Raw genomic sequence first — 8,557 nt, forward strand, 5'->3', positions numbered from 1 at the left:
AAGTCGGTCCCACCCCTTCCCATCCCGAACAGGACCGTGAAACGACTTTGCGCCGATGATAGTGCTGCAACCAGTGTGAAAGTAGGTTATCGTCAGGCTAGTTATATGCAAAGCCCGCTCAGTTAAGACTGAGCGGGCTTTTTGCTTTGTGCTTTCCGTTCACGCGTGAACGATGCCTGCCTGCGCAGCCCACTGGTCCAGGCTGCTGCGCTTGATCGCCGCCGCCATCATGTCGGGGAACAGATCCGGTGTGCAGGCAAACACCGGTGCGCCCATGGCGGCGAGCTTGGCGGCGTTGTCCCGGTCGTAGGAAGGCGCTCCGCGGTCATCGAGCGCCAGCAGCACGATCAGCTGCACGCCGCTCGCGACCAGTGCAGCCGCACGCCTGAGCATCTCATCGTTCTTCCCGCCTTCGTACAAATCGCTGATGAGCACGAAGATCGTGTCTTTCGGCCGCGTCACCAGGCCTTGGCAATAACCAAGCGCGCGGTTGATGTCGGTGCCGCCGCCGAGCTGGGTGCCGAACAGGACTTCCACCGGGTCGTAGAGCATCGGCGTCAGGTCGACCACCGCCGTGTCGAACACCACGACCGAGGTGCTGACCGACTTGATGGTCGCCAGTACTGCCGCGAACACGCTCGCATACACAACCGAAGGCGCCATCGATCCCGACTGGTCGATGCACAGCACGATATCGCGCAGGGTCTGCCCCTTGCGCCCGAAGCCGATGCGCGTTTCCGGGATCACGGTGTTGTACTCGGGCTGGTAATGCTTGAGGTTGGCGCGGATGGTGCGCAGCCAGTCGATCTCGTTATGCCGCGGCCGGCGGTTGCGCACCGCGCGATGCAGCGCGCCGCTGACCGCCTGGCGCATCGGGCTCGCCAGCTTGTTCTCCAGCTCGCGTACCACCCGTTCCACGACTTGCCGCGCGGTCGCGCGTGTCTTGTTGGGCATGACGCGGTTCAGGCTGAGCAGGGTCGCGACCAGGTGCACGTCCGGCTCCACCGCCATCAACATCTCGGGTTCGCACAGCATCTGCTGCAGTCCGAGCCGCTCGAGCGCATCCTTTTGCATCACCTGCACCACCGAGGAGGGGAAATACTGGCGGATGTCGCCCAGCCAGCGCGCCACGCTCGGCGCCGATCCACCGAGCCCGCCGCGGCGGCCGGGCTCGTTGTAGAGCGCAGTTAGCGCACTGTCCAGCGCAAGGTCGCCGGCGTCCAGCTTGATCGTGTCTTCCGTCCCGCCGCCCAGCACCAGGCGCCAGCGCCGCATCGCTTCTTTGTCATCCATGTCATTCACCCTGCGCCGCAGCAGCGGCCGTCGCGTTTCCGAGGATGCTGCGCAGTACCGGCAGCACGCGCCTGGCGCGCTCGAGGTCGAGGTCGGCCGGTCCCGTCGCCACCAGGCGCTGGCCACGCTTGCCGGCCAGGCTGCGCTCGGCCAGCTGACGGCGTTCGGGCGCCGTGAAGCTGCCAAAAGTACGCCGCAGCAGCGGCAGCAGCTCGATGAAGCCTTCTTCCGGCTGCGCCATCAACCAGGCATTGACCAGATCCCACAGCGCATCGCTGTGCGCCAGCAGGGTACCGCCACCGCCGAGGAATCCCTCCAGCCACTGGGCCGTCACGAGAGGCTGCACGGCGCGCGAGGAGCGCAACGACAGCTGGCGCGCCGCCTCGTCGAGGGACCAGTGCTGCTGCTCGCTAAGGATGCGCGTGCCGCGTCCTGCGATCAGCGAATGGACCTGGTCTGAACGGGCCAGCTTTTCCAGTGTGTCGAACCACGCGGCCAGCAAGGCATCGTCCTGGAAGCGGCGGATCGCCGCGTCGCCTGCGACGAGCTGCCGCAGGAGGATGCCTGCGGCATCGTCGGCCAGCGCCCGCGCACCGAAGGGCAGGGCGATGCAAGCCCTTGTCATCAGCCCACCCGCGACACCCGCTAGTGCGCGCGTGTCCGTACCGCGCACCGTCCCGTAGCGGATGGCGTCGACCAGCGGCCCGATGGCCTCCAGCAGGAAGCCGGCATCGGCCGTCGCCGCCCCGCTTTCCTGAATACGCGCCATGACCGCTTCCACCGCCCCCTGCAGGTCGGCGAGCAGGATCTCTTCCATCAGCGCCGTCAGTTCCGGCAGGCTTTCGGCCCGCGCGCCGCGCTCGATCGCCCGCGCGGTGGCAGCCTGCTCGAGCGTCGCGCCCCAGACGCTGGCTTCGATCAACTGGATGGAAAATTCGGGCTCCCACGCCAGGCGCCACAGCTCGTGGAAGGTGCCGGTCTTGCCCTGCGCCTGCTGTCGGCGTCCCCACTGCACCCCGATCATCGCCAGCCGATGCAGCAGCACGCTTTTCTCCAGGTGCGCGCCCTGGCGCAAATCGAGATCGAGGTCGGTCGTATCGGCCCGCACCGGCAACCGCAGGCGCTTTTGCAGCGCCTGCACGTCCTGCACCAGCGGCACCGTCGGCACGTCGGCGGGCACGTCGCCCAACCGGTCCTTGACCAAGAGTTCACGCTCGATCAGGCGCAGTGTGACGGCGTTATCCTGGCAGAACACGACGCGCACGGCTTCCAGCAGTTCGTCGAGCCCGGTGCGCGGCCGGTGGCGCAGCGCCGCCAGCCCTTCGGCCAGGCGCAGGGCTTCGATCACCTGGGCCGAAGAGGCATCGAGATCGTGCCGGCGCAGCAGGGCGGCGACGTCGGTCAGCCAGAACAGGCCGGCCTCGTCGCCATGCTCCCAGACGTGGTGATACCAGCCAGGCGAGGCCACGCCCGCACCGTAGCCGCTGGCGAAACTCAGGCGACCGTAGCTCCACGGGATCCAGGTGGCCAGCACCTTCTCTTTCGGCAGGCCCTTGAGCAGCGCGGCGTCGCCTTTCGCACTCGCCTGAGCCGCCAGCGCCGGTACATGCCAGGCGCCACAGACGACAGCAATGCGCGCAAATCCTTCCTTCTCCGCAGCGCGGATGGCGTTGCGCATCCATGCTTCACGGCGCTGTTCGCGCAGCGGTTCCGGCACCCGCGCCACCTCGCGCACGGCAGTCATCATTTCTGCCACGGCCGCGAACAGGTCGAGACTGTCGCGCCGCTGCTCGACCAGGTGATCCCACCAGGTCTCGGTGTCGCCATAGCCCGCGGCCTGCGCCAGCCAGCGCAGCGGATCGTCCCGGACTTCGTCCGGCGCGTCTTGCTGCTCCTCCGCCAAGCGATGGCTCTGCGGCAGGTCGCAAAAGCGCAGCGGCACGCCGTGCTCGTTCGCGTAGCGCATGGCTTGCCATTCGGGCGAATAGGTGGCGAAGGGGTAGAACACGGCGCGCTGCGGCGCGGCTGCCGCATACAGCAGCAGCGCCACCGGCGGCGCCAGTTCCGGCCTGCCTGCAAACGCGACCAGTCCGTCCGCTTCGGGCGGACCCTCCACCAGCACGCAGTCAGGCTGCAGTTCGCGCAAGGCCTGCAGCAGGCTGCGTGCGCAGCCCGGACCGTGGTGGCGAACCCCGAACAGGTGGACGCTCATGCCGCCCTCAGTCCATCACTTCGCGGCAGGCGCGGTACAGGTCTTTCCAGCCGCTGCGTTCCTTGACCACCGTCTCGAGGTACTCGAGCATGGCGACGCGGTCCTGTACCGGGTCCTTGACGATCGCGCCGACCATGCCGGCCGCCAGGTCGGCGCCGCGCAGCACGCCGTCGCCGAAGTGGGCGGCGAGCGACATGCCGTGCGTGATGACCGAGATTGCCTCCGCCGTGCTCATGCTGGAGGTCGGCGCCTTCAGCTTGACCTTGCCGTCTTCGGTGGTGCCGTCGCGCAGCTCGCGGAAGACCGTGACGATGCGCCGGATCTCTTCCAGCGCCGGCACTTCGCCCGGCAGTTCGAGCGCGCGGCCCATGCTGGCGACCCGGGTCTGGACGATGCGCACCTCCTCGTCGGCCGTGCGCGGCGGCGGCAGCACGACGGTATTGAAACGGCGCTTGAGCGCGCTCGAGAGTTCGTTGACGCCGCGGTCGCGGTCATTTGCCGTGGCGATGATATTGAAGCCCTTCTGGGCCTGGATCTCGTCATCCAGTTCGGCGATCGGCAGCACTTTCTCCGACAGTGTGCTGATCAGGCTATCCTGGACTTCGCCCGGAATGCGGGTGAGCTCCTCGATGCGGGCGATCTTCCCGTCGCGCATGGCGCGCATCACGGGGCTCGGCACCAGCGCGTCCATCGACGGGCCTTTCGCCAGCAACTGCGCGTAGTTCCAGCCGTAGCGCAAGGCTTCCTCGCCGGTGCCGGCCGTGCCCTGCACCACCAGGGTCGAGTCGCCGCTGATCGCCGCCGCCAGGTGTTCCGAGACCCAGGACTTGGCCGTCCCGGGCACCCCGAGCAACAGCAGGGCGCGGTCGGTCGCGAGGGTGGCGACGGCGATCTCGATCACGCGCGCATTGCCGATGTACTTCGGACTGATCTCCACGCCGTTCTCCAGCCGGCCTCCCATCAGGTAGGTAGCCACGGCCCAGGGCGACATCCGCCAGCGCGGCGGCCGCTGGCGGTCGTCGCCCGCGATCAGGGCGTCGATCTCCCTGGCGTACTGCGCTTCCGCATGCTGGCGGAGGACGGTGGTGGTCGATGCGGTCATGCGGGCTCCTGGAAAGAAAGCGACATCTCGTGGCGCAAGCGCACGATGTCGAAGAAACTGGCAATGTGGTGGTTGATTCCGCCCTCGGGCGCTCCCGCGCCCCAGCCGGCTTCCAGGCCGGCGAGCGATTGCGGCTCGACGACGCCGGCCAAGCTCTCGAGGGCCACCCGGAGCTCCCACTGGGCTTCCGGCATGTCGGGCAGGGCGCCCAGCAGCCGCGTCACGATCTCGCGCGACAGGGCCGCGGGCAGGACGCCGGCGCTGCGCCTGGCGGCCTGGCCGAGCAGGTCGATGAGGACCAGCTCACGCTTGCCCCAGCTGCGGGGACTGGCCTTCACGAGTTCGGACAGGTGCGCGTGCACGTCGGCGGCAGGCATGCGCGCGTACATGTCGAAGAAGTCTTTCGGATACTGCTGCCGCAGCTGCGCGTCGGCCGACATCCAGAACAGCAGCAGCGCGTGCACCCAGCCGGACAGCTCGCCCGGCGCGGCGACACCGCGCACGACGGCGCTCGACCAGCCGCGCACCAGGGCATGGGCGAAATCGCTGCGCGCGGCCATCGCCAGCAGATCTGCCGGACTGGCGCCGAAGCGCGCCGTCCAGACACGCGGGTCGGTGGCGGCGAGCAGGTCGACCAGCCAGCCTGCTTTTTCGCCCAGTCCCGGATGCGCCGCCGCACCGACACCGTCGCGCGCCATGGCCTTGTCGAGTGCTTCTGGCAGGGTGACCTCGATGCCGCTGCGGCCCAGCAGCGAGCGTTTCGGCTGCAGCAGCGGCTCGCTCCTGGCCTGCATGCGCCGGCGCAGCGCGGAGTCGGGCAGTTGCACCAGCACGGCCTGCGCCGCCACGCGCACCTCCTTGCGGCGGTCGTCGAGGGCGCTTTCCAGGAAGGCTTCGTCGGCCGGCCCGAGCCCGACCAGCAGGCAGCCGAGCAGCTGCGCGCGCCGGTCCGGCGGCTCGCTCGCCCAGGCCTGCGCGAGCGCCTCGCGGGCGGCGTCCGGATCTTCGTACCGCCACTGCGCCAGGGCGGCATGCCGCTGTTCGGCGCTACCGGTTTCCCACACTGTGAGCCGGTCTTCCCGGGCGACTGCCGGCGCGGCCCAGGACCAGGCCGGATCGAAGCGCGACAGCCAGCGTCCACGTTCGCCCAGCACGTCGGCCACATCGGCCTGCAGTTCGGCCTGCCGCGTGGCCAGGGCCAGCAGGTTGGGCAGAAAACGCGCCGGCAGGCAGCCGCCGTAGCGCTTCAGTTCACGCAGCCATTCGCGCAGCAGTACCGGCTTCTGGCCGCCCTGCAGCAGGCGGGTTAGCAGGCTTTCAGCGCTCGCTGGACAGGTGCGCAGCTGCTCCGCGCTGCTGGGCGCCGGCGCTGCTGCCAGGTCCACGGTGGTCGGGCGCAGGCCGGCGCGTGCCCACAGCGACCAGGCGCCGAGCGACAGCCACAGGCGCGATGCTGCGCCTGCGTCCGAGGTGTCGGCAGGAGGCATCAAGTCCGCGAGTTCGGCCGGCAGTTCGGGCAGCTGAACGCCGGCCGCGCGCGAGGTGCCCACCTGTAGCAGCCCATACAGTTTGCCGGGGTCGCTCATGCGAGGAACTCCGTCTCGAAATTCAGGAGGCGGCCCTTGTGCCAGCCACTTAGCGGCAGGAAGGCGTGGCCGTCCCATTCGCCCGCGAGTGTGAGCGGATGGCCGCCGCTGAGGGCGGCCAGGTGCATCGGATGGCGAAAGCCCGCGTCCAGCGGAAGCACGCTGCCGTCGCTGGCGTGCAGGGTGCGCGCGGCGATATCGGGGACAACATTGGGCAGGACGGCCGGCCAGCTGTCGAGGAAAGGCTGGCTGGCCAATGCGGCGGCATAGGCGTCGAGCAGGGCGGACACGCCTCCTGCGGCCGGGATGCCATCTTCGATCGGCATGGCCGGCGCCTGCTGCCTGATGAGCGCACGCAGTGGGAGCGCGCCCGGATAAAAGCATAACTCGCCGTCGAACTGCGTCCCGACCGGAAGGGCCTGTTCGAAACCCTGGGCGCCGACGGCGAACTGCAGCAGCAGGGCCCAGCGTCCCGTGGCGGCGCCATACAGCCAGGTGGCGCGGCTGCGCATGCGCTCTTCTTCGCCGCTGCGCTGGGCCAGGATCAGCCAGCGATCCGTGATGGGCGGCTCGGTCAGGACGTCTTCCTTCGCCATGCTGATGCCGACGAGCGCACGCAAGTCGCGCTGCAGTCCTTCGGGCAGGCGCTCGAGGCCTTGCCAGGCCGAGCTCACGAGGTACAGGGATGCGAGTTGGTCGGCGACGCGCCGCTCCCAGTCGGGCACGTTGGCCTGGAAGCACAGCGCGCCGGCACGCCGCAGGCGCGGCGCAAGGCCTCCCGCCTGCGCGTCGACCAGGCGCGCGGCCATGCCGTCCCAGAATGCCGGTCCGCGCTCGCGTACGCCGGCCAGTCCTTCGCGCGCCAGGTCGTGCAGCCAGGTCTGCAGGTCGGCCAGACCGCGGCTGACATTCTGCTCGCGCTTTTCTTCACGCTTGCGCGCTTGTGCTGCCGACGCTTCGGCCTGGGCCGGTGTCTGTACGGCCTTCTCGGCCTTCTTCTCCTGACGTTGCTGGCGGCTGTCCAGCCAGTCGCTCACCCATTGCGGCGGCGCCGCTTCGGCAAAGAGGCCGGGCTGGGAACTCAGCAGAAGGTACAGGCCCAGGCCGTGCTTGCACGGGAACTTGCGGCTGGGGCAGGTGCATTTGAAGGCGGGTTCGCCGGTGTCGATCTGGGTACGGTAGGGCGTCTTGCCGCTGCCCTGGCATTCGCCCCAGAGCGCACGTTCGTCACGACCGATGCCGCTCCACTTGGCGGGCGTGGCCAGCTGGCTGCCGGCTTTTGCCGAGGCAGCGTCGGGGGCCAGCGAAAGGATTTGGTCCGAGGTGAGCGTCACGCGCAAACCCATCGATAAGGGATGCGTCACTATACCTTGCCCCTTCGCCGGCAAGAGCGGTGTTTGCTATGCGAGGCAGGTAAAGTGGCGCCGCGAGGCGGCGTGGCTTAGGTGGCGCTGTCGTTGAGGTTCTTGCGAAGGTCGACCAGCTGGTCGCGCAGCCTGGTGACTTCCTCGACCGAGCATTGGGTTGCGCACAGCACTTCCGGCATCATCGACGCAGCTTCCTGGCGCAGGGCGTTGCCCTGTTTGGTCAAGCTGATGATCACCTGGCGTTCATCGTTGCGCGCCCGGGCACGCTGCAGCAGGCCTTGCGCTTCCATGCGCTTGAGCAGTGGGGTCAGGGTCGCCGAGTCGAGGAACAGGCGTTCACCGATGTCCGACACGGTGAGCTGGTCCTGTTCCCACAACACCATCATGACGAGGTATTGCGGGTAGGTGAGTCCCAGTCTGGGCAGCAGGCCGCGGTAGACCCGCATCATCGCGAGCGAGGTCGAATAAAGAGCGAAGCAGAGCTGGTCGTTCAGCGCCGGCGCCGCTTTGTTGGCTGGATCGGAGGACTTCATAGGAAGAATATAGGTTGCACACAAGCTAATTGCAAGCAAGCGTTCGGGTGAGACGACGCCGTCCCGTGGGCCGAACTTTTTTCGAGGTCTCCGATCAAACCCCCTTGCGATGTCCAACGAACGTTTGCTATAGTGCGCGTCCGCTTCAGGAACGCTGCAAGGCGCGACCAAAAAAACGTTAACGGAATCAAGTGGTTACGTTAGCAATGTCCGCAGAAAAATTCTGCGCTGAAGCAAAAACAGGATTGACGAGCATCGCGAAACACTGCATAATCTCATTCCTCTGCTGCTGACGAACACAACGCTTCGTCGAACAAGCGGCACGACAGATTTCGAAGTTCTTTAACAATCAACAGTCGATAAGTGTGGGCGTTTGATGAAGGTGCCGCTGACTTCGGTCAGTGCATACTTAAATTATCAAATGTTCACAAAAGTATTAAGCGTTGTCTCAGCAATGAGATGAC

The 8,557-nt window shown here is 67.4% G+C and carries 6 protein-coding genes; all 6 read right to left on the minus strand.

All coding sequences use genetic code 11. The features are described from left to right. Window positions 1–159: 159 nt before the first annotated feature. Window positions 160–1,293 (minus strand): VWA domain-containing protein, encoded by a 1,134-nt coding sequence (locus tag LK539_RS24300; RefSeq protein ID WP_227803624.1) that lies wholly within the window; start codon window positions 1,291–1,293, stop codon window positions 160–162. Window position 1,294: 1 nt separating this feature from the next. Next, the gene (locus tag LK539_RS24305; RefSeq protein ID WP_227803625.1) at window positions 1,295–3,505 is read right to left on the minus strand and encodes a DUF5682 family protein; all 2,211 of its coding nucleotides are present in this window, start codon (window positions 3,503–3,505) and stop codon (window positions 1,295–1,297) included. Window positions 3,506–3,512: 7 nt separating this feature from the next. Next, window positions 3,513–4,607, minus strand: a complete 1,095-nt coding sequence (locus tag LK539_RS24310) for an AAA family ATPase (protein WP_227803626.1) — start codon at window positions 4,605–4,607, stop codon at window positions 3,513–3,515. Then, complete coding sequence (locus LK539_RS24315; protein ID WP_227803627.1) at window positions 4,604–6,193, minus strand: DUF5691 domain-containing protein; 1,590 nt, start codon at window positions 6,191–6,193, stop codon at window positions 4,604–4,606. The genes LK539_RS24310 and LK539_RS24315 overlap by 4 nt, the downstream gene beginning before the upstream one ends. Further along, window positions 6,190–7,557 carry an SWIM zinc finger family protein gene (locus tag LK539_RS24320; RefSeq protein WP_227803628.1) on the minus strand — a complete coding sequence of 456 codons (1,368 nt, stop codon included), beginning with the start codon at window positions 7,555–7,557 and terminating at the stop codon, window positions 6,190–6,192. Before LK539_RS24320 ends, LK539_RS24315 begins: the two co-directional genes overlap by 4 nt. 77 nt (window positions 7,558–7,634) lie before the next feature. Further along, window positions 7,635–8,093 (minus strand): MarR family winged helix-turn-helix transcriptional regulator, encoded by a 459-nt coding sequence (locus LK539_RS24325; protein ID WP_227803629.1) that lies wholly within the window; start codon window positions 8,091–8,093, stop codon window positions 7,635–7,637. Window positions 8,094–8,557: the final 464 nt, after the last annotated feature.

The sequence above is a fragment of the Massilia sp. IC2-476 genome, assembly GCF_020707295.1.
Classification (GTDB): Bacteria; Pseudomonadota; Gammaproteobacteria; order Burkholderiales; family Burkholderiaceae_D; genus Telluria.

Coding starts and splice junctions, on each gene's coding strand:
- LK539_RS24300 (WP_227803624.1), bottom strand. CDS start 1,293: ATGGATGACAAAGAAGCGATGCGGCGCTGGCGCCTGGTGCTGGGCGGC.
- LK539_RS24310 (WP_227803626.1), bottom strand. CDS start 4,607: ATGACCGCATCGACCACCACCGTCCTCCGCCAGCATGCGGAAGCGCAG.
- LK539_RS24315 (WP_227803627.1), bottom strand. CDS start 6,193: ATGAGCGACCCCGGCAAACTGTATGGGCTGCTACAGGTGGGCACCTCG.
- LK539_RS24325 (WP_227803629.1), bottom strand. CDS start 8,093: ATGAAGTCCTCCGATCCAGCCAACAAAGCGGCGCCGGCGCTGAACGAC.
- LK539_RS24305 (WP_227803625.1), bottom strand. CDS start 3,505: ATGAGCGTCCACCTGTTCGGGGTTCGCCACCACGGTCCGGGCTGCGCA.